This window comes from Pseudomonas sp. 313, from assembly GCF_000316965.1.
Lineage (GTDB): Bacteria > Pseudomonadota > Gammaproteobacteria > Pseudomonadales > Pseudomonadaceae > Chryseomonas > Chryseomonas benzopyrenica.
The window spans coordinates 210,146-233,477 of the sequence record NZ_ANBZ01000071.1 but is presented as its reverse complement, the minus strand read 5'-3'; the positions used below and the strand labels follow the sequence as shown (position 1 = coordinate 233,477).

Genomic DNA, 23,332 nt, shown 5'->3' with positions numbered 1-23,332 from the left:
TCACATCGGCTAAAGGGCAGCGCCGCGCGATGTCCGGCACGCTCTCTCCATCAGTTTCAGGAGAGATCTCATGCCCAGCTCTTACTTGCCTCACGCCCGCGCCCTGGACGCCGAGACCTACCAACTGGTCGACTTGCTCAAGGACGCCCTGGAGAATGCCTGCGCAGTGGAGACGCGGCGCCTGCTGGAAGCCGGGCGAGAGCTGTGCGGTCACCTCTTGCAGCACTACGCGCGGCCTGAAGGTGAACCACAGGCACGTATCGCGCTGGCACCCTGGCAGGAACGAAAGGCGAAGGAGCTACTGGGCAAGGACCAGGGCGACAGCAGCCGGCTGATGGTCGCGGAAGTCGCGAAAAGCTGCTCGCTCTCGCGTAGTCACTTCTCCCGCGCCTTTAAGAAAGCCACGGGCGTATCCCCTCAGGAGTGGGCCCTGGCCTGCCGAATCGACAAGGCCAAGGGTCTGCTGGTGGAGACAGATCTTTCCGTTGCCTACGTGGCTCTGGAATGCGGCTTTTCCGACCAGTCCCACTTCTGTCGGACCTTCGCAAGGCTTGCCGGTCATACCCCGCGCCGTTGGCGATCCATGCGGCAGGACGTGATGCACGACGCAAGTGATATCCCTGCGGATACTATCCGTACGGCTAGTTGATGTTATTGGTGCAAGTGGAAAGCATGCAGGGACGGCACCGGGCAGCGGCCACGCCGGGCGCGCACTCCGGGCGACAGACGACCCGGCCGTTCTGCCATGCGACGTCATGACTACAGCGCTTTCCGACAGGTTCCAGGCACTACGGCACCCTGCTGCCGAAAGGTCTCGCCGACGCTGCGCAGTTCGCTTCAGCCTATCTGCAGGGCGATTTGTTCGAGTCGCGGAGACGAGTCACGAGGTAGTTCGATGGCCAATGGCGTTCGACGCCGCGTTGCGAACGGCGTGGGCGAACAGCCGACCGCTCCAGCAGAGCGGTCAAAGCGGTGGTTGGCTGGGACGGACGCGCTTCGCATCCAGGCTCAGGTCGAGCCGATGGAGAGCGGGTAATGACCCCGATCCCGCCCCCGTTGCGTCTGATCCGCGGTACCTGCATGCAACATGGCGTCGCAACGCGGGATCGCTGGCCCTGCACATTGTCCGGGGCGCGGTAGTCCGTTTGCTTTCCAGGCGTGTTCTCGAGGTGGCGCGCACCTCTCGGTGCTAAGGGGACAGGGAGTCTTCTCCGTGCGTAGCAGGTCCGAAAGAAGAACATTCGACCCATTGTCTCTATACCCGTCCCAGCTTCCTCTTTCACAACCAGGAGCTTGTCCATGGAATCGGTAGGCAAAGACTACATCGCTGGCGTCCAGATGCTTGCATCGTTCGGAAAGGACCTCAGGCGGGCCAAGGCGCATACGGCCAGGTATTTCGACATCATGGCCGATCTTGCGGGCGGTGAAGACGTCGCTGAAGTCTGGACGCACATTCAGGCAACTGAAGATCGTTTCAAGGCCGTTGTGCTTGGCCGATTCTTCGAAATCATTACTCACCCGCTTTCCCACGACGACGAGGGAAAGATTGCCTGCATTGTCTTGATCCGAAACGCGGTAACCAACGAACCTATCGAGCTTTATCGTTTCATGATCACGAGGGCCGGGGAGGCACAAACCGAGAAAAGAGAAGAGTTGATCAGTCATCGATCAGAAGCCGGCCCCGAGATGCTTTTGGTGCAGATCAGCCTCGCTGTGCTGCATTCGCGTCCCAGTTGAATTACCAAAACATGATAATCACCGCAGCTAGTCGCTAGTCGCTAACCGGCGGCACCTCGACGAAGAGCATGCTCATGGCCAGGCCAGACGAGCTGCCGCCAGACAGTACGAAGCTCTGAAGGTGGACAGATGCTCGCTCTCGAAAGTCTAGGGACCCTACCGGACTGATGTACGCAGCAGTAAGGACTCCAACAACGTCACGTCAGCGGTGGCCATGGAGGCTACTGAGGAACATTGGAGATCTGTCATGGGAGAACATGTATCTGCCTTATCCATCACGGCTGATGGGTAAGCGTTCTTTCAACGTCGGTAAGCGTCTGGTTCATGGCATCGGCATCCGGCCGGCTGATCGTTCCGTCGCGAGCCTGTAGATGCCCCGCACGTGTCTGCACCTGGCCTACGGCCATTTGCAAACGTGCTGCCTGTTGCTTGGACACCTGGTGACCCTTGACGGCAAGGTTTATCCGCTCACTCAACGAGGCTGCCCGGTGCTGGAGGTAGTCGCTATCCGTTTCCAGCGCCTGCTGGCCGAAGGCGGGGCTGCTAAGCAGAATCGCGGGTGCTAGGAGTAGCGGTAGCAACAGATGGCGCATGGCGATTTTCTCGTGGTGAAAGAGGTGTCTTACCATGCCGTGCCGGCACCCTCATAGGTGGCACTCGACAGCCTTGCTCACCCCTTGGACGACAGGCAAAAAAAGCCCCGCTCTCTGGCAGGGCTGAAGTCAATGAGGGTTGGAGCACTCATGCTAACTCTGATCGCGATGCCTAATAGGAGTTCCGGCGGGGTTCTGGACGATTCATGCCCGGCGATGTTCGCACTCGCTCATGTTGAGGTAGATAGGGCGTGCGCGGCCTGCCGGGCAGAGTGAAGGGCGAGCGGCGTGCGACCTCTGTCCTAGCGATCCTGCAGGGCCCGACGCAACCCGGCGTTGCCCAGCGACACGGCCAAGCAGTCCTCGGTCAGGCCAAGACCCGCATTGACCCAGGCATTGGTGCCGTAGCGCTTGCGTAGATCGATCGCCACCTTGGCGGCAAGACAGGCGGCGCTGGAGCCGATCAATGCGGGCAGCAGTATCGGTCGTCGCCGCGCACCTGCGAGCGCTGCCGCACTGATGCCGCCGGATAGGGCACGGACCAGCAGCGATGGCGCAATGGTGCGATCCGGGGCGAAGGGCATCTTGTCGCCCAACAGCTCACCGGCGGCCAGGGGCATCACGTAGCGCCGTACCTGACGCGACGCTAGGGTACGTGCAGGTTCGCCCGCGCCCTCTATGTCCGCACGCTCGGCCAGCGCCTGGCTGACCATGGTCGGCGCCAGCATGCTGCGCATGCCTGTCACCACGCCAATAGCCAAGGCGCCCCACAAGAGGTTGCTGGTTGTCGTCATCGTCGATTCTCCCGGTGGTCGTTCCCATACGGACCGGGTGCGCGCGGGACTGTTCAGCTCGATGGAGCCGCAAATCGCGCGCGCTTTCGTAATCCAAAGTGAACGATGCCGCTACCGACTCAACTCATAGGCGCACATGTTCACCGTCGCCGCCAGATTCAGTGATTCGATGGCGCCCGCGCCGGCGATGGTGAAGGGCTGGGCATTCAGGGCCGTGAGTTGCTCGCGGGGAACGCCGCGGGCCTCGTTGCCGAACAGGTAGCAATCGAAGGCCTTGAACTGGGCTGACTGTACCGGCGTGCCTTGCATATCGAGGCAGGCGAGGCGCGGGAAGCGCTCCTGCAGGCCGTCGAGTGCGACATCCAGCTCCAGCGGCGTGTGGAAGATGGCGCCCATGCTGGCGCGGACCACCTTGGGATTGTAGGGGTCGACGCTGCCAGCGCTGAGCAGGCAGCGAAAGCCGCCGAACCAAGCCAGGGTGCGCAGGATGGTGCCCAGATTGCCCGGGTCCTGGATCTCGTGCAGATAGACCGCGCGCTCGCCCTCGACGGCTGCCGGTGCGGCCGTCAGGGCGGCGGGCATCGGCGCCACCGCCAGGATCCCTTGCGGGGTCTTGGTGTCGGCCAGCTGCGCCATCTGCCGATCGCTGATCAGGTGCGTCCGGAACGGACTCTGCCAGTGCTCATAGGCAGTCGTCACATAGAGCTCGGCGCGCTGCAGCGGGGGATTTTGCAGCGCGGCCTTTTGCAGCTCCAGCACCAGGTGCTCGCCCTCCACCAGGAAGTGGCCGAATTCGGCGCGGTACTTCTTCTGGTGGAGCTTCTTGAGGTCGTCGAGCTTCATTAGCCAGCGGCCCGGACCAGCGGGACGTCCTGCTCGTCGCCTTGCGACAGCATGGATCTGGCCAGGGCCTCGGCCACCTTGATGCCATCCACGCCTGCGGACAGGATGCCACCGGCATAGCCGGCGCCTTCACCGGCCGGGTAGAGGCCGCGCAGATTCAGACTCTGCAGGCTGTCGTTATCCCGGGTGATACGCACCGGCGAGGAAGTACGGGTCTCGATGCCCGTGAGGATGGCGTCAGGGCGATCGAAGCCGCGGATCTGCTTGCCGAAGGCGGGCAGCGCCTCGCGGATGGCCTCGATGGCATAGGCCGGCAGCGACGGCGCCAGATCGCCCAGGCGCACGCCCGGCTTGTAGGAGGGTTCCACTTCGCCGAATGCGGTGGAGGGCACGCCGCGAATGAAGTCGCCGACCAGCTGGCCGGGCGCGGAATAGTCGCTGCCGCCCAGTTCGTAGGCACGGGATTCCAGGCGCTCCTGCAACTCGACGCCGGCCAGCGGATCGCCGGGGAAGTCCTGTTCGGGATTGATCCCCACCACGATGCCGGAGTTGGCATTACGTTCGTTGCGCGAATACTGGCTCATGCCGTTGGTGACCACGCGGCCCGGCTCGGAGGTGGCGGCCACCACGGTGCCGCCGGGGCACATGCAGAAGCTGTACACGGCGCGGCCATTCTTGGCGTGATGCACCACTTTGTAGTCGGCGGCGCCCAGCTCGGGGTGGCCGGCGTATTTACCCAGGCGGGCCTCGTCGATCATGCCCTGGGGATGTTCGATGCGGAAACCGATGGCGAAGGGCTTGGCCTCGATGAACACACCCTGGCGATGCAGCATGCGGAAGGTGTCGCGGGAGCTGTGGCCCAGGGCGAGGACCACGTGGCGGCTGTGCAGGGTCTCGCCATTGGCCAGCACCACGCCTTCGAGCTGACCGTCGTTGATCACCAGATCGGTCACCTTGGTTTCGAAGCGGACTTCGCCGCCAAGGGCGATGATTTCCTCGCGCATGGCTGCCACGACGCCGGTCAGGCGGAAGGTGCCGATATGCGGTTTGCTGACGTAGAGGATCTCCTCCGGCGCGCCGGCGCGAACGAATTCGTGCATCACCTTGCGGGCGTAGAACTTCGGATCCTTGATCTGGCTGTAGAGCTTGCCATCGGAAAACAGGCCGGCGCCGCCTTCACCGAATTGCACGTTGGATTCGGGCGTCAACACCTTCTTGCGCCACAGCGCCCAGGTATCCTTGGTACGGCTGCGCACCTCCTTGCCGCGCTCCAGCACGATGGGCTTGAAGCCCATCTGGGCCAGCAGCAGGGCGGCGAACAAGCCGCATGGGCCGAAACCCACCACCAGCGGGCGCTCGGTCAGATTCGCCGGCGCCTGGCCGACCGGGTAGTAGCCGGTGTCCGGTGCGGGTCGTACGTGCAGGTCATTGGCGAAGTGCGCCAGCACCGTCGCCTCGTCGCGCACTTCCAGGTCGATGATATAGATGAACAGGATGACGCTGTTCTTCTTGCGCGCATCGTAGCTGCGCTTGAACACGGTGAAATGCAGGAGATCGGCGTCGCGCAGGTTCAGGCGGCCGAGGATGGCCTGGCGCAGTTCGGCGGGGGTGTGATCAAGCGGCAGCGACAGTTCGTTGATGCGAATCATGACAATAATCCTGGCCGGTGACTCCGGCAAAGGAAGGGACGAGAAGGGGTGGGGGGGCGATTGTACCCGGCGGCCCCGGCGCTGTCAGGCTGGGACGATGGGCGCGCCTCTGGGCGGTCTGGCGGTCACCCGGGCGATCCCTGATTCGTCCCGGGGCGTTATCGGCTTATAATCGCCGCCACTTCGCGGCCGGCCAGACCTGGCGTGCGTCCGCTTCTCACCCGCTTTCCCGTGGTAGCTCCAACATGAAAAGATCCAAAAGCAGCCGTCGCTGGCTGGATGAACACGTCAACGATCCCTTCGTCAAACGCGCTCAGAAAGACGGCCTGCGCTCGCGCTCCAGCTACAAGCTGATCGAGCTCAACGAAAAGGACAAGCTGATCCGCCCGGGCATGCTGGTCATGGACCTGGGCTCGGCTCCGGGTGGCTGGTCGCAGGTGGCCGGGGGCATCGTCGGCGAAAAGGGCCGCGTGGTGGCCACCGACATCCTGCCGATGGGAGCCCTCGACAACGTCGACTTCGTCCAGGGCGACTTCACCGACGATGCCGTCTTCCAAAAGATCCTCGGCGTGCTCGATGGCCGGCAGCCCGATCTGATCGTCTCCGACATCGCGCCCAACATCAGCGGCGTCGCGGCGGCCGACCAAGCGGCGGCGATGTACCTGGTGGAGCTGACCCTCGACATGGTGCGCCAGGTGCTCAAGCCGGGCGGCAACTATGTGGTCAAGGTGTTCCAGGGCGAAGGCTCCGATGTCTTTCTGAAGGACGTACGCACCTCCTTCGAGAAGGTGTCGATCCGCAAGCCCGAAGCCTCGCGTCCCCGCTCGCGTGAGGTCTATCTGGTGGGCAAGGGTTTCAAGGGCTAGGTCCGCTCCGGCATCAGGCGCGGGCCTGTCGATGGCCCGCTGAGATGACTGTCCGCCACGCGGTGGCGTCCACGGCGAAAGCTTGGCTGATCATTAATTCCTACCGCGACTTGTCGAGGTCTGCACAGGATCCTGAGACAGGTACGGCGCATCGTCATGTCCTTCGTCAAGACGTTCCTTAGCCCTGTGGGCCGGGAAACTGCGTGGCCAGGATCTGATTCGCCTATCTATCCATGTCTGGCAACTGTGAGGCGATGTTTCCGTCGGGAGTTAATTCCTGAACGACTGCTAGGGTTCTCTATGATCCGCGCCCATACCGGTGTTGCCGCGATCTTTTGCCGAAAAGCAGGGAGCTGGATAGATGGATGAGTATGTGTTCGAGACGGCCAGAAGATTGCTCACGGATATCTACGGAGCCTTGTACGAAATGGAAAACGGGCAGGGCTTTCGCTGTGTAAAGGCCGAACGCGGCCAGCTCTTCCTGTACCGGGCCGCTGCGGGTCTGGCGGAGGGCAATCTGGGCGAGATTGCCTTCGACGTCGAATCCCATGCCAGAAGGGCAGGTCGAGGGATCGTTGAAACCAGACACTTCTTCAAGCAGCTGAAAGCCGACAGCGGCCATGCCACCGAATGTGACAGCCGCTATGACTGGCCACGGGTCGGTTTCTCCGAAAAGGCGGAGGTCAGACTGATAGCGCTGCGACTGCAGGAGTTTCTCGGCCTACGCAGCTGAGGTTTTGTAGGCGTACCCCTTGTTTCGCCGATCCCTGCAGTGCAGGGATGATAGGGCAGGCTTGACAGCTCCCGTGGAGCGTCCTGCAGCTGAAGGTGTTCACCCAGGGGTGAACACCTTTGCCAGGGTCGGCTCGCTATCAGGCAGGCTCCTCGAAAAGCGCATAGCCAGTGGGTACGCGACCTTGGGTCGTGTGCCGGGAGCTGTCGACCAGCGCTGCGGCTCGCTTGGCCAGGCCCGGTTCCGACCCCTTGGTAGCGGGGTGCGCCAAGCGTTGCGTGGACGAGGCGCCGTTCAGGACGAAGAACTCCATCAGTTGCTGCAACTGCTCGGCCTGGCTGCTCATCTCTTCGGCGGTGGCGGCCAGTTCCTCGGAGGCCGAGGCGTTCTGCTGGGTCACCTGGCTCAGCTGCAGCATGGCGCTGTTGATCTGGTCGACGCCAGCGCTCTGTTCTTCCGAAGCGGCGGTGATCTCCTGCACCAGGTCGGAGGTCTTGCTGATGGAGGGCACCATGTCGTCCAGCAGCGAGCCGGCGCGTTCGGCCAGGGCCACGCTGCCCTGGGCGACATTACTGATCTCCTGGGCCGCCACCTGGCTACGTTCCGCCAGCTTGCGCACCTCGGAGGCCACCACCGCGAAGCCCTTGCCATGCTCACCGGCGCGCGCCGCTTCGATGGCCGCGTTGAGTGCCAGCAGATTGGTCTGGTAGGCGATGTCGTCGATGATGCCGATCTTGGCGGCGATGGTCTTCATGGCCACCAGGGTGTCTCTCACGGCCTGACCGCCTTCGTTCGCCTCGCGGTTGGCCTTGCCGGCCATGCCGTCGGTGACCTTGGCGTTCTCGGTGTTCTGGGCGATGGAGGCCGACATCTGCTCGACGCTGGCGCTGGTTTCCTCGACCGAGGCGGCCTGCTCGGTGCTGGCCTGGCTGATGCTCTGGGCGGTGGCGGAGATCTCTTCCGAGGCGCTGGCCAGGCCATCGGAGGCACTGCGGACGTCACTGATGATCTGCCCCAAGCGCTGGTTCATGCCGCCCATGGCGCGGAGCAGGGCCGCGGTCTCGTCACGGCCCTCGGCCTCGATGCGCTGGGTGAGGTCGCCGGCGGCCAGGCGATCGGCGATCGCGACCGCGGCGCGCAGGGGGCGGGTGATACTGCGGCTCATCAGGAAACCGAGCAGGATGCCAAAGGCCACACCCACCGCGATGAGGCCGATCAGCATGACTCGACTGCGGGCATAGATCTGGTCGGTGAGATCGTTGGCGTCGCTGGCGTTCTGCTCCTTGCGCTTGGACAGCTCGGTCATCAACACGCCGACCTGATCGCCATAACGGCGGACGCTGGCCAGTTGGTTGTCCAGCTCCGGGTCGGCGTCACGCAGCGCCCTGGTGCCCGCGATCGTCATCGCCTGGTCCAGCTGCGAGGTGTAGCTGCCGAGCAATTCGTCGATCTGCCGGAAGTTGGTCGCCGAGGCCTCGCTACTGAACAGCGGTCGGGCCTTGGCGAGATTGTCTCTGACGTTGGCGAGGCCCAGCTTGACCTCCGCCTGGGCGCGACGGCGGTCTTCATCACTGGTCGCTAGCAGGTAGTTGCTGCGTGCGCGACCGATGAAAACAAGATTCAGGTTGGCCTCCTTGATGTACGAAAGCCCGAGCAATTCGTTTTGATAAAGCTGGGTCGCCAGATCGTTGATCTGGCTGCTGTTGCTCAGACCCGCCAAACCCACCAGCAGGCTGATGGACGCCACGGCGATGAAGGACACGATGAGTCGAGTGCCAATCCGGAAATTCTTGAACATCTGAAAGCTCCTGCGAAGAAGCTAGCGTGCGACGCTAGCGAGGACCAATGACGGGTTAATGACGTCAATGATCAGTCTTTCGGATGGGCAGATATTAAATTTATAGTGGCCTAGTGCCGTGGTGACGATTAACTGGAACTTAGCGAAATAAGGCTAAGTTGCTCCAGTAAAGGTTTTTGCGATGCGTATTTGAGTGGCTTGGTACTCGATAAACTACCGCTGGCGATTCTTCGAATGACTGGTGAAGTGTCTGGTACGAAAGGATCCCGGCGTTCTACGGTAGCTGGGGTGATGGCGAGTCGATCAGCATCCATTCTTCGCCATTCCATTCGTACGGAGCGGATGCGGTCTTTGCGAAAGTATCGCTACTTATTCTTTATCAGAAGTATTGCCGCTCGCGGATCGGCTCGCCGTATCGATGGTAAGGGAGTAAGCGCGGTATCGAAGGCCTGTATCAACCATCCGCGAAGACCTCAGGGTCCCGCAGGGACTTGGTGAAAAGGCCATGCCCGCTTGTTCGACGCTTGGCAACCGAGTCGATTGCGCGGCCAGAGCGATTCCAGGAGCGACCCTTTTCAAGGCCAATTGCAACGATGAGAGTCGACTGTGCTCAAGGCCTGGCAAAACCCCTTGGGTCCGGGGCTCGCGCAGCGTGTACGATTGAGCCTCTTTCGCCGCCGAGCCCATCGATGTTGACCCCCCGCGTTTCCCTGACCCTGACCCTGCTGCAAGCACGCGAAGCCGCCATGGCCTTTTTCCGGCCATTGCTCAATCAGCATGGCCTTACCGAGCAGCAGTGGCGGGTCATCCGCTTGCTCAAGCAGCGTGGCGATACGGAAATGCACGAACTGGCCAATCAGGCCTGCATCCTCAAGCCGAGCATGTCCGGGGTGCTGGTGCGGATGGAGCAGACGGGTTATGTGGAGCGCTATCGCAACGCCCGGGATGCCCGACGGGTACACGTCAAGCTGACCGCCCAGGGCGAGGCCTGCTTTGCCGCCATGGCCGGCGGCATGGAAGCGAACTATCAGCGCATCCTCGAACAATTCGGCGAAGAAAAGCTCGGGACGCTGATCGGTCTGCTCGAAGAACTCAAGCGGATCGAGCCGGAAGGCGGGGTGACGCCGCCCGCCGAATCCGCGCAGGACCTCTAGTAGACGCCACCGCCTGCCACGGGCTGCACGTCCTTGAAGGCTGCCAGCAGGGTCTGCAGCCCCTTGACCAGCACGCTGGTATCCACGCCCACGGCGACGAAGGTCGCGCCCAGTTCCAGGTAGCGCCGAGCGAGGCCTTGGTCGGCGCTGAGAATGCCGGCGGCCTTGCCGCTGGCGACGATCTGGCCGATGGCCGTCTCGATGGCGGCCTGCACCTCGGGATGCCCTGGATTGCCTCTATGGCCCAGGGCCGCGCTGAGGTCGGCGGGGCCGATGAAGACGCCGTCGACGCCCTCGACCGCCAGGATCTCCGGCAGGGCGGCAAGGCCCGCGCGGTTCTCCACCTGCACCAGCAGGCAGAGTTGCTCCTCGGCGCGATTCAGGTAGTCGGGCACGGTGTTCCAACGCGAGGCCCGGGCGAGGGCGCTGCCGACGCCGCGAATGCCCTCGGGCGGGTAGCGCATGGCCCGCACCAGCTCGCGCGCCTGGGTGGCGGATTCCACCATGGGCACCAGCAGGGTCTGGGCGCCGATGTCGAGCAACTGCTTGATCAGCACCGCATCGCCTATCGGTGGGCGCACGATGGGCTGGCTGCGATAGGGCGCTACCGCCTGCAACTGGCCGAGCAGACCGCGCAGATCGTTGGGCGCGTGCTCGCCGTCGAGCAGTAGCCAGTCGTAGCCGAGGGTCGCGGCCAGTTCGGCGGCATAGGCGTCGGCCAGGCCGACCCAGAGGCCGATCAGCGGCTCGCCGCCCTTGAGGCGTTGCTTGAAGGTGTTCAGTGGCAGGTCCATGGGCGCTCCTCAGACGAAGCGGCAGGCGATGCTGCCGAGCTGGTCGTAGTCGACGTGGAAGGTATCGCCGGGCCGCGCCGCCACCGGACGGGTGAAGGAGCCACCAAGGATGATCTGGCCCGCTTCCAGGGTCACGTCGTGGGCGGCCAGCTTGTTGGCCAGCCAGGCCACGCCCTTGGCCGGATGGTTGAGTACCGCGGCGGAGACGCCGGATTCCTCGATGACGCCGTTGCGATAGAGGATGGCCGGTACCCGGCGCAGGTCCAGGTCGTGGGGGCGCACGGCCTTGCCGCCCAGGACTACCCCCGCGTTGGCGGCGTTGTCGGAGATGGTGTCGAACACCTTGCGCGTGGCCTGGGTCTGGGGATCGACCTGCTGGATGCGCGCGTCGATGATTTCCAGCGCGGGGATCACGTAGTCGGTGGCGGCCAGCACGTCGAACAGGGTGCAGTTGGGGCCACGTAGCGGCTTGCCGAGGATGAAGGCCAGCTCCACCTCCACCCGCGGCACGATGAAGCGCTGGAAGGGGATGTCGGTGCCCTCGTCGAAGAACATGTCGTCCAGCAGCGCACCGTAGTCGGGTTCGCTGATGTTGGACGAGACCTGCATGGCTCGCGAAGTCAGACCGATCTTGTGGCCCACCAGCTTGCGGCCATCGGCGAGCTTCTGCTCGACCCAGGCACGCTGGATGGCGTAGGCGTCGTCCAGGGTGATCTCGGGTCGCTCTAGGGAGAGCTGGCCGATCTGTTCGCGGGAGCGCTCGGCCTGGTCGAGGCGACGCGCGGCGGCGTGGAGGAAGGCGGTGTCGAGCATGGCTTAGTGTCCTTGAGGATTGACGAGATGGGCGGGGGTGCGCAGCACCAGCAGGGCGCCGAGCGCGATGAGCACGGCGAGCACCTGCAGCGCCAGGGCGCTGCTCTGGGTGGTGTCGCGCATCCAGCCGATGAAGAAGGGCGCGCCGAAGGAGGCGATGCTGCCCAGGGAGCTGATCAGGCCGATGCCGGCGGCCAAGGTCCGTTGGCCGAGAAAGGCCGGGGGCAGTTGCCAGAATTGCGGCAGCGCGGCGCTGGCGCCCATGCCGGCGAGCACCAGGCCGAGCATCACCGGCCAGGGCGCCTGGGGCAGCAGGCTGGCCAGGGCCAGGCCCAGCGCGGCCATGAGCAACGGCACGGCCAGGTGCCAGCGGCGCTCGCGGTGGCGGTCGGAGGAGCGGCCGGCGGCGAGCATGAACAGGCACCCCGCCAGGTACGGCAGGGCGCTGAGCAGGCCGACCTGACCGTCGCTGCCGATACCGGCGCCGTGGATCAGCGCCGGCATCCAGAAGGCCAGGGTGTTGACCGCCAGCATCACCGCGCAGTAAATGGCTACCAGCAACCAGAGATGACCGCTCCGCAGCAGGCCGGTGGCGGAGGTCACCGGCTTGCCGGCTTCTTCCTGGGCGAAGTCCTCGTGCAGCCGGGCCTTCTGGCGCTCGTCCAGCCAACCGACGCTCTGGTAGCCATCGGGCAGGGCGCGCAGTACCAGCAGGCCGAGCAGGACCACCGGTAGGCCTTCGAGCAGGAACATCCACTGCCAGCCGCGCAGCAGCGGCCCTTCGCGAAAGGCGTCGAGCAGGGCGCCGGACAGGGGGCCCCCGAGTACCCCGGCCAGGGGCACCGCCAGGGCGAACAGCGCGGTGACGCTGCCGCGTCGCCGGGCCGGGAACCAGCGCGCCAGATAGACCAGGATGCCGGGAAAGAAGCCGGCTTCGGCGGCGCCGAGCAGAAATCTCAGGGTGTAGAAGGCCACTGGCGTCTGCACCAGGAACATGCCGGCCGAGAGCAGGCCCCAGACCACCATCAGCAGGGCGATCCAGCGCCGTGGCCCGACCCGCTCCAGTGCCAGGTTGCTGGGCACGCCGCACAGCGCGTAGGCGATGAAGAACAATCCGGCGCCGAAGCCGTAGACGGTATCGCTGAAGTGCAGATCGGCGCTCATCTGCGCCTTGGCGAAGCCGATGTTGATGCGATCCAGGTGGGCGAAGAGATAGCAGACCAACAGCAGCGGCATCAGCCGCCAGGCGATACGGCGATAGGGCGTCGTCGCCTGGGCGGCGGAGGCGGGAATATCCAGCGCCTGGGGCATGGGAAACCTCGCGTTATTGTTGTTGTAGGACGTGCTCGGTGGGTTAGCGGAACAGTGGGTGCAGGCTGCTGCACTTGCCGTCGTAGACCTGGCCGGGGCTTTCATCGATCTGCAGGGTGATGCCGACCGGTCGCCGTTCCAGCAGGGCGCTCAGGTGCTGCTCCAGGGTGGCGAGCAGGGCGTCGCCGACCTGACGGTGCAGCGCTGATGCGCGCCCAGCGCCCATGCGTAGATTGGCGTAAAGGAAGCCGTAATCGCCCTGGCCATCGGCGATGGCCGCGTGGGCCGCCGGATAGGCCAGCACCCGCACGCCGCCGGTGGGAAAGATGGCCTTGCCGGCCGAATCGCGCTGGGCGAGCAAGGTGTCGGCCAGCGCCCGGCAGAGCGTGGGCAGCTCGGCGTCGCCGTCGAGGTCGGGGCTGTAGAGCAGGGTCAGATGGGGCATGGCGAAAGGCTCCGCGCCGCCGTCACAGGCGGCTGCTGTTGGGGACGTTGGCGGGGGCGCTGGCCTGGGGGCGGGGAATGGCGGCGCCGGTCTGCGCGGTGACCGGGAAGAGGGCGTTGATCTGCCCGGTCCCGGAGGCGGCGAAGTAGGGCGTCAGCACCTCGACCTGGCCGTCGTAGTCGCTCCAGCCGAGGGCGCCGAGCAACATGGCGGTGTCGTGCATGAAGCCTTCGCCATGGCCCTTGGCGGCGTATTCCGGGAGCATGCCGCAGAATTCCGCCCAGTCGCCGTCCTGCCACATGCGCACCACGCGCTCGTCCAGGGTTTCCAGGAAGGGGCTCCAGATCCTGGTGGCGAATTCCGGTGCCTGGCCGTTCTGGGCGAAGCGATGGGACAGCGAGCCGCTGGCGAGAAAGGCGACGGTACCGTCGTAGTGGTCTTCCACCGCGCGCCGCAGTGCCCAGCCCAGGCGGGCGCTGTCGTGCAGGTAATGGGAGGTGCACAGTGACGAGACCGAGATCACCTTGAAGTGCTGGTCGGCGTTCATGTAGCGCATCGGCACCAGGGTGCCGTACTCCGGTGCCAGAGTAGTGGCGTCGTGGGCCATGGTCTCCACGCCCAGAGCGTTGGCGCTCTCCGCCAGCAGCTTGCCCAGCGCCGGATTGCCGGGAAACTCGTAGTCCATGTTGGCGATGAAGTGCGGCAGCTCGTTGCTGGTGTACAGCCCCTTGAAGTGCGGACCGCAATTGATGTGGTAGTTGGCATTGACCAGCCAGTGGGTATCGAACACCACCAGGGTGTCGACGCCCAGTTCGCGGCAGCGGCGGCTGATCTCCCGGTGGCCATCGATGGCGGCCTGGCGAAAGCCCTTGCGCGGGCCGTCCAGTTCGCTCAGGTACATGGAAGGGACGTGGGTGATCTTGGCCGCGAGTGCGAGGGTGCCCATGGTGTTCTCCTGACCGGGGCGGCGCGCGCCCCGGTGGTGGTTGGCCGGTGGGGATGGCGATCAAAGGCCCCAGCGGGGGATGTGATGGCTGCCCATGGAGATGCAGACGTTCTTCACCTCGGTGAAGACCTCGAAGCTGTATTCGCCGCCTTCACGGCCGGTGCCCGAGCCCTTGACGCCGCCGAAGGGCTGGCGCAGGTCGCGCACGTTCTGGCTGTTGATGAACACCATGCCGGCCTCGATGCCCTGAGCCAGGCGGTGGGCCTTGCCGATGTCCTGGGTCCAGACATAGGAAGCCAGGCCATAGTCGGTGTCGTTGGCCAAGCGCAGCGCCTCGGCTTCGTCCTTGAACGTGAGCAGGCAGACCACCGGACCGAAGATCTCCTCCTGGGCGATGCGCATGCGGTTGTCGACGTCGGCGAACACCGTGGGTTGGATGAACTGCCCCTTGGCCAGATGCGCGGGCAGATTGGCCGGACGCTCCAGGCCGCCGGCCAGCAGATTGGCGCCTTCTTCGAGGCCGATGCGGATGTAGCCGGTGACCTTGTCGTAGTGCGCCTGGGTGATCATGGAGCCGACCTGGGTCTTGGGATCCTGGGGATCGCCCACCAGCAGGCGCTTGGCGCGCGCGGCGAACTCGGCCACGAACTGGTCGTAGACGTCTTCCTGGATGAAGATCCGGCTGCCGGCGGTGCAGCGCTCGCCATTGAGCGAGAAGATGGTGAACAGCGCGGCGTCCAGGGCGCGGTCCAGGTCGGCGTCGGCGAAGATCAGCACCGGGCTCTTGCCGCCCAGCTCCATCGAATACTTCTTCAGCCCCGCCGTCTGCATAATCTTGCGGCCGGTGGCGGTGCCGCCGGTGAAGGAGATGGCGCGCACGTCCGGGTGACGCACCAGGGCGTCGCCAGCGGTGGCGCCGTAACCCTGGACCACGTTGAGCACGCCCGGCGGAATGCCGGCTTCCAGGGCCAGGCGGCCCAGCTCGTTAGCGGTGAGCGGCGAGAGTTCGCTCATCTTGAGTACCGCGGTATTGCCCAACGCCAGGCAGGGCGCGGTCTTCCAGGTGGCGGTCATGAACGGTACGTTCCACGGCGAGACCAGGCCACAGACCCCCACCGGCTGGTGCAGGGTGTAGTTGAGCATCTGGTCGTCCACCGGATAGCTGTGGCCGTCCATGCGGGTGCAGACCTCGGCGAAGAACTCGAAGTTGTGCGAGGCGCGGGGGATCAGCACGTTCTTGGTCTGGTGGATCGGCAGACCGGTATCCAGGGTTTCCAGCTCGGCCAGGTTGGGCACGTTCTGGTCGATCAGTTCGCCCAGCTTGCGCATCAACCGAGCGCGTTCCTTGGCCGGGGTGGCGGCCCACTTGGGGAAGGCTGCCTTGGCCGCGGCCACCGCCTGGTCGATCTCGCGCGGGCCACCGCTGGCGACCTCGCCCAGGGCTTCGCCGGTAGCCGGGTTGTAGTTGGTGAAGGACTCGGCGCTCTCGACTTCGCGGCCGTCGATCCAGTGCTTGATCATGTTCAGACTCCCTTGGTGTGCTTGGCCGAAGCCGGGTTGGCAAAGAACGCAGCTTCGCTGACGATGCGGTTGACCAGGCGGCCCACGCCTTCCACTTCCACCACCACCTCATCCCCCGGCACCACGTCGGCCAGGCCTTCGGGCGTGCCGGTGGCGATCATGTCGCCCGGTTGCAGGGTCATGAAGCTGGAGAAGTATTCGATGAGGTAGGGGATGTCGAAGATCATGTCGGCGGTGGTGCCCTCCTGGGTGAGGGTGCCGTTGATCCAGGTGCGCAGCCGCAGATTGCCCGGGTCCGGCACGTCGGCGACGTCGACGATCCAGGGGCCGACCGGGGTGGTGGCGTCGCGGTTCTTTACCCGCAGGTTGGGCCGGTAGTAGTTCTCCAGGTAGTCGCGGATGGCGTAGTCGTTGCAGACGGTGTAGCCGGCCAGGTAGTCCAGGGCGTCCGCGCGCTTGACGTGGCGCGCCGGCTTGCCGATCACCGCCACCAGTTCGCACTCGTAGTGCATGTAGTCGACGTCATCCGGCCGCCAGGTCACCTGGTTATGGCCGGTGTAGGTGCCTGCCGACTTGATGAAGGCCAGCGGTTCGGTCGGTGGCGTGAAGGCCAGTTCGCGGGCGTGGTCGGCATAGTTGAGACCGAGGGCGAACATGGTGCCGGTAGCCGGCGGCAGCCACTCCACGGCACCGGCGGACAGGCGTTCGCCATTGGGCAGGCGGATGTTCAGTTCGTCGTCCAGGGTGACCTGGAGGACGACGCCCTGATGGCGGATGCGCGCGTGTTTCATGGACGCACCTCCGCGACCACGGTGTTGGCCAGCCGCCCGATGCCGTCGATGACCACCTCCACCCGATCCCCCGGGACCACGTCCACCCGGCCTTCCGGGGTACCGGTGATCAGGACGTCGCCGACGTCCAGGGTCATGAACTCGGTGATCTCCGCCAACAGTTGCGGCAGGCCGCGGACCCAGTTGGCGGTGGTGTTTTCCTGGCGCACCTCACCGTTCACCAGCAGGCGCAGGGTGAGGTCCTCGACCGCAGCCACGGCGTCGCGTGGTACCAGCTGGTCACCCAGGGCACAGAAGCCGTCGCGGCACTTGGCCTTTACCGCCGGGCGGTAGTAGCTGTCTTCGGGCAGGCTGAATTCGTTGACCACCAGGTAGCCGGCGATGTGCTCCAGGGCGTCGGCGGGCTGGACGCGGCTGGCGCGGCGACCGATCACCACCCCCAGCGCCGGACCGGGTTGCAGGCGTTCGCCGGCCGGCGCCGTCACCGAACCCTCATGGCCATTGCGGGTATTGGGCGTCTTGATGAACAGCACCGGACGCTGCGGCGGCTTGAGGTAGGGCTTGTCACCGAATTCGGCGAGGCGACTGTCGAGCAGGCCCCGGTAGTTGAGCGCGACACCGAACAGGGTGCCGCTGGGGGTGGGTAGGGCTGGGGTCATGGTCTCTCCCGAACGGCTTTGCTGGCCGTATTTATTAATATGTTAATGATATAGTTAAGATGTTAATGATCGTCAAGGGTCGGTGGCTCCGCTAAGCTTCCCGAACAACCACAAGAAGGCCTGCCATGCCCCGCGCCACGCCGCAGCTGTTGCCCATTCCCAACATCCATATCGGCGAGGTCTACGATCAGCGCTACGCTGACGCCGAGGTGCATTACGACGCCCTGGGTAACCTCGCCGAGTTCTTTGGCCGCAACATGCGCGCCCATCGCCACGACCGTTTCTTCCAGGTGCACTACGTCGCCAGTGGGCGGGTGCGGGTCTTTCTCGATGACCAGCATTACGAGGAGGAGGGACCGCTGTTCTTCCTGACGCCGCCGCCGGTGCCCCATGCCTTCACCACGGAAGAGGGTAGCGACGGCCATGTGCTCACAGTGCGCCAGCAACTGGTCTGGACGCTGCTGGACGAGGCGCCCGAGCTGTCGCCGGGGACGCCGTTCCAGCCGCTGTGCGTGCCCCTGGGCGACCTGACCGGCCTTGATCGCGAGGAGGCCGACCGCCTCGCCGCGCTGTTCGAGCTCTTGCGGCTGGAGACCCAGGCGCCGCGCCCGGCCCAGCCGAGCAGCCTGAGAGCCCTGGCGCGGCTGTTGTTCATCAGCCTGTTGCGCCTGGCGCCGCGCTCGCGCGCCGCCCAATCCGTTCGTCATGAAGACCTCCTGGTCTTTCGTCGTTTCAACGAGCTCATCGAAACCCACTACACCGAGCATTGGCCGCTGGCGCGCTATGCCGAGCGACTCGGAGTGACCGAGGCGCGCCTTAACGACAGCTGTCGCCGCATTGGCGGATTGCCGTCCAAGCGGCTGATCCATGACCGGTTGATGCAGGAGGCCAAGCGCCTGCTGGTGTTCACCGGCGCCTCGGCCAACGAGATCTGCTACGGCCTCGGCTTCAAGGACCCGGCCTACTTCAGTCGCTTCTTCCTCCGCCAGGCCGGGGCCACTCCGGGCGACTACCGCCAGCGGCATCGCGCGGCGGTAGCGGACGGCCGGCGTTCTTGCTAGGCCGCCGACACCGGCTGCAATTGGTGGAAGTGGCGGCCGAAGTAGACGAGGCCGGTGCAGTGTTCACGGGTGGCGATCTCGTCGAGTTCCACCAGGAACACCGAATGGGTGCCCACCTCCTGGGTCTCGACGATGCGGCCCTGCAGGCTGGCCAGGGCATCCTCCAGCAGCGGCAGCCCCTGGGCGCTCTGGCCCCAGGTGTGGCGGGCGAAGCGCTCGTCCATGTCCACCCCGGTCATGCCGGCGAAGTGGCGCGCCACCTCTTCGTGCTCGCCGGCCAGGACGTTGACGCACAGCCGCGCATTGGTCTTGAACACGGCATTCATGGCACTGCTGCGGTTGACGCAGACCAGTAGGGTGGGTGGGCTGTCGGTGACCGAGCAGACCGCCGTGGCGGTGATGCCGCAGCGGCCGCCGGGACCATCGGTAGTGATGACGTTGACCGCAGCGGACAGCGCCGCCATGGCGTTGCGAAAGGCCTGTTGCACGGGGGTGAGCGCGTTCATGGGCGAGCTCCTCACTGACGGATGCGATCGAGCATGTTGATGTCGTCGGGATTGGTGAGATGCGGCACGGTCCAGCCGTCGAGGTCGTAGTCGGCCATGCAGCGCTCCACCAGGTCGGTCATCTGCTTCATCGCCCCGGTGCCCTGGGCGTGGCGCAGCGCCTGCATGCGGATCTCGTCCTGGCTGCCGGCGTAGTTGATCTCGTACAACTCGTGACGCCCGCCGAATTCGGTGCCGATGGCATCCCACAGCAGCTTGAGGATCTTGATGCGTTCCTGGTGACCCATGCCGGCCGAGCCGCGGCAGTAGGTGGCGAGATACTTGTCCAGCATCGGGTCCTTGAGGTCCCGCGAGCCGCTGGGCAGATAGATCAGGCCGCTGGCCACCACCTGCTCGATGACCTTCTTGATCTCCGGATAGGCCTGGGGCGCGAGCACCCGATAAGCCTGCAGGGCTTGGGCGCTGGGCAGCCAGGCACCGCTCTTCCACTCGCTGGCGTTGCCGTGCATGGCGTCGGTCAGCGACCAGAACAGGTTGCGCCAGGCGACCACCTCGCCCATGGCGGCCTGGACGCCGCGGAATTCCAGGGAGCCGGTGCATTGCAGGGCCTTGAACAGGGCGCCGGTGATGAAGTCCAGCTTGACTGCCAGCCGAGTGCAGCCCTGCATGGGGAACAGCCGACCGAACCCCCCCTGGGGAAACCACTGCCGGCAGCGCTCGAAGTCGCGGTAGATCAGCACGTTCTCCCAGGGGATGAACACCCGGTCCATGATCAGGATGGCGTCGTTCTCGTCGAAGCGGCTGGACAGCGGATAGTCGAAGGGTGCGCCGGTCATGCCGGCCACCAGCTCGTAGGAGGGCCGGCAGATCAGCTTCATGCCGGAGGTGTTCATCGGGGCGATGAACATCAGCGCGAAGTCGGTGTTGTCGCCCAGCAACTGCGCCGAGCCCTGGCCGACGAAGTTGTAGTGGGTGAGGGCGGAGTTGGTGGCCACCACCTTGGCGCCGCTGACGATGATGCCGCCCTCGACTTCCTCGTCCACCGAGATGAACACGTCCTTGACCTGATCCACCGGCTTGTCGCGGTCGATGGGCGGATTGACGATGGCGTGGTTGAGATAGAGGCAGGATTCCTGGATGCGCTGGTACCAGGTACGGGCGTTCTGCTCGAAGCGCCCGTAAAACTCCGGGTTGGCACCCAGGGCGCTGCCGAAGGCGGCCTTGTAGTCCGGGGTGCGGCCCATCCAGCCGTAGGTCAGTCGCGACCATTCGGCGATGGCGTCGCGCTGCTCGCGCAGGTCGCTGGGGGAACGGGCGAAGCGAAAGAACTTGTGGGTGTAGCCGCCGTTGCCGGTATCGGTCTCCCAGCACAGCTTCTCCTTGGTGGCCGGGTCGTGCAGGGCGTCGTAGAGTTTGGCCATGGAGGCCGCGGCGTTGCGAAAGGCCGGGTGGGTGGTCACGTCCTTGACGCGATCGCCGTAGATGTAGATCTCGCGGTCGTCCCTGAGGCTGGCGAGGTATTCGGCACCGGTCAGGGGGCGATTGGCTTCGGCGCGATAGTCTTCGGGTTTCATGGCGGGCAGGACTCCGTCTCTTTGTTGTTGTGGGTTCGCTCCAGGCGACTGACCCCAGCATCGCCGGCCGCCTGCCGCGACTGAATGGCTTTTCCGCACCACGCCTTGTACTTTTCATAGCGGATGGGCGGCCAGGATTGGCCCTTGGGATCAGATCGATAATATGTTAACTATCTAGACCGCATGACGCTCTTGGGAGACCCGGCATGGACACAGGCACGGCTTCTGGCGATACCTTCGATGGCTGGCTGCACAGCCTGCACGGCGCCTGTGGCGCGCGCTTCCAGGCCGAGCGCGGCCTCGGCGGCGCGCTGTTCATCGGCCAGGTAAGGCCAGGTTGCCTGGCCGGACTGGAGCAGGTGCAGATTCGCACCAACGCCACCCGCATCGCGCGGCGCCTCCCCGCAGGCGCCCAGGATGGCGACCGCCATTGCTTCCTGGTGCTGCAGGGGAGCGGTCGCTCCCTCGTCCATCAGTTCGACCGTACCCTGGCCCTGGAGCCGGGCGACCTGGCGCTTGTCGACTCGGCGGCTGACTTCGAGATCGAGCCCCAGGGGCTGATGGAACACCTGTCGCTGCACCTGCCGCGCCGCGAGGTGCTGGCCCATCTGACGGGCGACCAACTGACCTTTGGCAAGGTGGCGCGACATACCCTGAGTGGCCGAACGCTACTGTCCTTCTACCGGGAACTGCTGGCGATCGAGGGTGCCGTGCCGGTACGCGCGGACGAGCAGAGCGCACTGCAGGACGTGATCCTGGCACTGCTCGGGCCGGCGCTGACCGCTGAGCCGGCGGCTAAGGGGCTGGCCCTGCAGCCAGCGGCCCTGCAACGCCGTGGCGCCGAAGCCTTCATCCTGGAGCGGCTGCACGAAGCCAGCCTGTCGCCGGCCCAGGTGGCCGAGGGCATCGGCGTGTCCCTGCGGCAGCTGTACCGGCTGTTCGCGGAAGATGCCATGGGCATCAGCGAGTGGATTCGCCATCGCCGCCTGGCGCGCTGCGCTGCCGACTTGCGCGATGGCAGTCAGGATCATCTGCCCATCACCGAGATCGCCTTTCGCTGGGGATTCAACGATGCGGCGCACTTCAGTCGTGCCTTCAAGCAACAATTTGGTATGGCGCCGCGAGACTATCGCGGCGCCCGCGTGCTGGTCGCCTAGTAGGCGATGCAGACCGACTTGAGTTCGGTGAAGGCTTCCACCGCGCCGCGGCCGAATTCGCGCCCGATGCCGGACTGCTTGTAGCCACCGAAAGGCAGGTTGGGGTCCACCGGGACGTGGCTGTTGACCCAGACCGTGCCGGCCTCGATGCGCGGGATCAGGTCCAGGGTGCGGCTGAGGTCGTTGCTCCAGATGCTCGCGGTCAGGCCATAGCGGCTGGCGTTGATCTGCCGCAGGGCCTCGTCCAGATCCTCGTAGGCCAGCACCGACAGTACCGGACCGAACACCTCTTCCTGGGCCACGCTCATCTCGGCGTTCACCTCCAGCACCGTCGGTTGCACGAAGAAGCCGGGCAGGTCTGGCGCGGCGCCTCCCACAGTAACCTTCGCGCCTTGCTGCCGGGCCTGCTGCAGATGATCCAGCACGCTGCGCTGCTGCTTGCGCGAGACCAGCGGATTGATCTGGGCGTTGGGATCCAGGCCCGCGCCCAGGGTCATGCCGCCCACGGCGGCGCTCAGGGCTTCGAGGAAGGCCGCGTGCAGTCGGCGCGGCACGAAGAAGCGCGACGCCGCGGCGCAGACCTGCCCCTGGTTGAGCAGTCCACCCATGAGGGCGCCGCCCACGGCCTTCTCCAGGTCGGCGTCGTCCAGCAGCAGCATGGGATTCTTGCCGCCCAGTTCGAGGGAGAAGCGGGTCATGTTCTGCAGGGCGGCCATGCCCACCTGCTTGCCCACGGCGGTGGAGCCGGTAAAGGACACCTTGTTGACACCGGGGTGGGCGACCAGCGCCGCCCCGGCCTCGGCGCCGCGACCGATGAGGACGTTGAACACCCCCGCCGGTATCCCGGCCTCGATGGCCAGGGCCGCGACCCGCAGCACGGTCAACGGGGTCTCGTCGGCGGGCTTGATGATGATGGAATTGCCCGCAGCCAGGGCCGGCATGACCTTCCACAGGGCGATCATCAGCGGGAAATTCCACGGCACGATGCCGGCCACCACGCCTACGGCCTCGCGGCGGGTGTAGGCGTTGTAGCGGGCGCCAGGCGGTACCGGGATGGAGACGTCCAGGGTCTGGCCTTCCAGCTTGGTCGCCCAGCCCGCCATGTACCTCATGTATTCGACACTGCCGCCGACCTCGATGGCGCGGGCGATATGGATGGACTTGCCCTGTTCCAGGGTCTCCAGCTGGGCCAGTTCCTCGCCGTGGTGCTCGACGAGGTCGGCGAACCTGAGCAGGATGCGCTCGCGATCGGCCGGCCGCAGGCGACTCCAGCTGCCGCTGTCGAAGGCCGCCCGGGCCGCGGCTACGCAGCGGTCCACGGTGGCGCCATCGGCCAGATGGGTGCGGGAGATGGGCTGGGCGGTGGCCGGGTCGAGCACCTCGAATAGGTCGTTCGCGCCGGTGACGGTCCGGCCGTCGATGAAGCTGCCATGGACCTGATCGAGAAAGGCCGTGACGCGGTCGAGCGGAGCGAGGAGGGCAGTGGTAGGCATGGCAATGTCCTTGTAGTTGTCATTGAGCCGGTCGAGCGGCGATGGGGCAGCTTAGGCAGGCCGGCTCGGCGCGGGCTTGCCTCTGACTGCCGCC

23 protein-coding genes are annotated in these 23,332 nt (G+C 65.3%); 7 read left to right on the top strand and 16 right to left on the bottom strand.

Features of this window, described 5'->3' with window-relative positions:
- Positions 1 to 70 precede the first annotated feature (70 nt).
- The gene (locus tag C722_RS25865) at positions 71 to 649 is read left to right on the top strand and encodes an AraC family transcriptional regulator (protein ID WP_017641383.1); all 579 of its coding nucleotides are present in this window, start codon (positions 71 to 73) and stop codon (positions 647 to 649) included.
- 650 nt (positions 650 to 1,299) lie between these two features.
- A complete protein-coding gene (locus C722_RS0115500; protein WP_017641382.1) occupies positions 1,300 to 1,737 on the top strand; it encodes a hypothetical protein in 438 nt (145 codons plus the stop codon).
- Positions 1,738 to 2,012: 275 nt separating this feature from the next.
- Here C722_RS0115500 and C722_RS0115495 read toward each other — a convergent pair whose 3' ends face one another.
- The 4 genes from C722_RS0115495 to C722_RS0115480 form a co-directional block, all read right to left on the bottom strand.
- Positions 2,013 to 2,330, bottom strand: a complete 318-nt coding sequence (locus C722_RS0115495; RefSeq protein ID WP_093252168.1) for a hypothetical protein — start codon at positions 2,328 to 2,330, stop codon at positions 2,013 to 2,015.
- Positions 2,331 to 2,632: 302 nt separating this feature from the next.
- Positions 2,633 to 3,124 (bottom strand): hypothetical protein, encoded by a 492-nt coding sequence (locus C722_RS0115490; RefSeq protein WP_026083882.1) that lies wholly within the window; start codon positions 3,122 to 3,124, stop codon positions 2,633 to 2,635.
- Positions 3,125 to 3,235: 111 nt separating this feature from the next.
- Positions 3,236 to 3,967: an RNA methyltransferase gene (locus C722_RS0115485; protein ID WP_017641379.1), complete on the bottom strand. Its 732-nt coding sequence runs from the start codon at positions 3,965 to 3,967 to the stop codon at positions 3,236 to 3,238.
- On the bottom strand, positions 3,967 to 5,616 hold the full coding sequence (locus C722_RS0115480; protein ID WP_017641378.1) for an NAD(P)/FAD-dependent oxidoreductase: 1,650 nt from the start codon (positions 5,614 to 5,616) through the stop codon (positions 3,967 to 3,969). Before C722_RS0115480 ends, C722_RS0115485 begins: the two co-directional genes overlap by 1 nt.
- A gap of 245 nt (positions 5,617 to 5,861) precedes the next feature.
- Between C722_RS0115480 and rlmE the strand changes: the two genes are divergently transcribed.
- Entirely contained in the window at positions 5,862 to 6,482 is a 621-nt protein-coding gene (rlmE, locus tag C722_RS0115475; protein ID WP_017641377.1) for a 23S rRNA (uridine(2552)-2'-O)-methyltransferase RlmE, read from the top strand.
- A gap of 361 nt (positions 6,483 to 6,843) precedes the next feature.
- On the top strand, positions 6,844 to 7,215 hold the full coding sequence (locus tag C722_RS0115470; protein WP_017641376.1) for a hypothetical protein: 372 nt from the start codon (positions 6,844 to 6,846) through the stop codon (positions 7,213 to 7,215).
- A 139-nt stretch (positions 7,216 to 7,354) separates the two neighbouring features.
- On the opposite strand, the gene C722_RS0115465 is transcribed toward C722_RS0115470, so the two are convergent.
- On the bottom strand, positions 7,355 to 9,013 hold the full coding sequence (locus tag C722_RS0115465; protein WP_017641375.1) for a methyl-accepting chemotaxis protein: 1,659 nt from the start codon (positions 9,011 to 9,013) through the stop codon (positions 7,355 to 7,357).
- A 689-nt stretch (positions 9,014 to 9,702) separates the two neighbouring features.
- Between C722_RS0115465 and hpaR the strand changes: the two genes are divergently transcribed.
- Positions 9,703 to 10,167 (top strand): homoprotocatechuate degradation operon regulator HpaR, encoded by a 465-nt coding sequence (hpaR, locus tag C722_RS0115460; protein ID WP_017641374.1) that lies wholly within the window; start codon positions 9,703 to 9,705, stop codon positions 10,165 to 10,167.
- On the opposite strand, the gene hpaI is transcribed toward hpaR, so the two are convergent.
- The 8 genes from hpaI to C722_RS0115420 are packed head-to-tail and all read right to left on the bottom strand — an operon-like array spanning position 10,164 to position 17,447.
- Positions 10,164 to 10,961 carry a 4-hydroxy-2-oxoheptanedioate aldolase gene (hpaI, locus tag C722_RS0115455; RefSeq protein WP_017641373.1) on the bottom strand — a complete coding sequence of 266 codons (798 nt, stop codon included), beginning with the start codon at positions 10,959 to 10,961 and terminating at the stop codon, positions 10,164 to 10,166. The genes hpaR and hpaI overlap by 4 nt on opposite strands.
- A gap of 9 nt (positions 10,962 to 10,970) precedes the next feature.
- Positions 10,971 to 11,774 carry a 2-oxo-hept-4-ene-1,7-dioate hydratase gene (hpaH, locus tag C722_RS0115450; RefSeq protein ID WP_017641372.1) on the bottom strand — a complete coding sequence of 268 codons (804 nt, stop codon included), beginning with the start codon at positions 11,772 to 11,774 and terminating at the stop codon, positions 10,971 to 10,973.
- 3 nt (positions 11,775 to 11,777) lie between these two features.
- Entirely contained in the window at positions 11,778 to 13,085 is a 1,308-nt protein-coding gene (locus C722_RS0115445) for an MFS transporter (protein WP_017641371.1), read from the bottom strand.
- Between the two features lie 43 nt (positions 13,086 to 13,128).
- Positions 13,129 to 13,530, bottom strand: a complete 402-nt coding sequence (locus tag C722_RS0115440; RefSeq protein WP_017641370.1) for a 5-carboxymethyl-2-hydroxymuconate Delta-isomerase — start codon at positions 13,528 to 13,530, stop codon at positions 13,129 to 13,131.
- Positions 13,531 to 13,552: 22 nt separating this feature from the next.
- Complete coding sequence (gene hpaD / locus C722_RS0115435) at positions 13,553 to 14,476, bottom strand: 3,4-dihydroxyphenylacetate 2,3-dioxygenase (protein ID WP_017641369.1); 924 nt, start codon at positions 14,474 to 14,476, stop codon at positions 13,553 to 13,555.
- Positions 14,477 to 14,536: 60 nt separating this feature from the next.
- Positions 14,537 to 15,997, bottom strand: a complete 1,461-nt coding sequence (gene hpaE, locus C722_RS0115430) for a 5-carboxymethyl-2-hydroxymuconate semialdehyde dehydrogenase (RefSeq protein ID WP_017641368.1) — start codon at positions 15,995 to 15,997, stop codon at positions 14,537 to 14,539.
- A 2-nt stretch (positions 15,998 to 15,999) separates the two neighbouring features.
- Positions 16,000 to 16,788 carry a fumarylacetoacetate hydrolase family protein gene (locus C722_RS0115425; RefSeq protein ID WP_017641367.1) on the bottom strand — a complete coding sequence of 263 codons (789 nt, stop codon included), beginning with the start codon at positions 16,786 to 16,788 and terminating at the stop codon, positions 16,000 to 16,002.
- A complete protein-coding gene (locus C722_RS0115420) occupies positions 16,785 to 17,447 on the bottom strand; it encodes a fumarylacetoacetate hydrolase family protein (RefSeq protein WP_017641366.1) in 663 nt (220 codons plus the stop codon). The genes C722_RS0115425 and C722_RS0115420 overlap by 4 nt, the downstream gene beginning before the upstream one ends.
- 125 nt (positions 17,448 to 17,572) lie before the next feature.
- Between C722_RS0115420 and hpaA the strand changes: the two genes are divergently transcribed.
- Complete coding sequence (hpaA, locus tag C722_RS0115415; RefSeq protein WP_017641365.1) at positions 17,573 to 18,508, top strand: 4-hydroxyphenylacetate catabolism regulatory protein HpaA; 936 nt, start codon at positions 17,573 to 17,575, stop codon at positions 18,506 to 18,508.
- Here the strand turns inward: hpaA and hpaC are convergent.
- Positions 18,505 to 19,014 (bottom strand): 4-hydroxyphenylacetate 3-monooxygenase, reductase component, encoded by a 510-nt coding sequence (hpaC, locus tag C722_RS0115410; protein WP_017641364.1) that lies wholly within the window; start codon positions 19,012 to 19,014, stop codon positions 18,505 to 18,507. The genes hpaA and hpaC overlap by 4 nt on opposite strands.
- 11 nt (positions 19,015 to 19,025) lie before the next feature.
- The gene (gene hpaB, locus C722_RS0115405) at positions 19,026 to 20,588 is read right to left on the bottom strand and encodes a 4-hydroxyphenylacetate 3-monooxygenase, oxygenase component (RefSeq protein ID WP_017641363.1); all 1,563 of its coding nucleotides are present in this window, start codon (positions 20,586 to 20,588) and stop codon (positions 19,026 to 19,028) included.
- 206 nt (positions 20,589 to 20,794) lie between these two features.
- On the opposite strand from hpaB, the gene feaR reads away from it, so the two are divergent.
- Positions 20,795 to 21,745: a transcriptional regulator FeaR gene (feaR, locus tag C722_RS0115400; RefSeq protein ID WP_017641362.1), complete on the top strand. Its 951-nt coding sequence runs from the start codon at positions 20,795 to 20,797 to the stop codon at positions 21,743 to 21,745.
- Here the strand turns inward: feaR and C722_RS0115395 are convergent.
- Complete coding sequence (locus C722_RS0115395) at positions 21,742 to 23,238, bottom strand: aldehyde dehydrogenase family protein (RefSeq protein ID WP_017641361.1); 1,497 nt, start codon at positions 23,236 to 23,238, stop codon at positions 21,742 to 21,744. The genes feaR and C722_RS0115395 overlap by 4 nt on opposite strands.
- Positions 23,239 to 23,332: the final 94 nt, after the last annotated feature.